Origin of the sequence: Faecalibacterium sp. DFI.5.82, assembly GCF_029076575.1 — a bacterium.
Taxonomy (GTDB): domain Bacteria; phylum Bacillota; class Clostridia; order Oscillospirales; family Ruminococcaceae; genus Faecalibacterium; species Faecalibacterium duncaniae.
Genome location: NZ_JARFIS010000531.1, coordinates 1 through 310, shown reverse-complemented (window position 1 = coordinate 310; position 310 = coordinate 1). Strand labels below are relative to the sequence as shown.

1 protein-coding gene is annotated in these 310 nt (G+C 58.4%); it reads right to left on the bottom strand.

Annotation, left to right across the window (positions count from 1 at the left end; all coding sequences use genetic code 11):
• Nucleotides 1–310: prephenate dehydrogenase dimerization domain-containing protein (locus tag P0G09_RS17745; RefSeq protein ID WP_275253330.1), on the bottom strand; the 310-nt coding region annotated here is incomplete at both ends.

Here is a 310-nt window from a genome sequence, read left to right as displayed (position 1 = left end):
TTATCACACGCCGCGCGGCGCTGGGTGGACAGGCGGAACATCTCCTCCCGCTTTTCCCGGTCATCGGCCACAAGGGCGTTGCGCATCTCGTTCAGCGCCCCGCTGAACTGGTCGATCTCGGAGATAAGGTTTTCCTTGTTCCAGAGGAACAGCTCCGCCCACATCTTATCGTTGATGCGTGCAATACGGGTCAGGTCCCGGAAAGAATCTCCGGTGTACTCGCACAGCGAGGTTTTGTCATTGGCGCACATCAGGCTGACGGCGATGGCATGGCAGAGCTGGCTGACATAGCCGATCATCCTGTCATGCT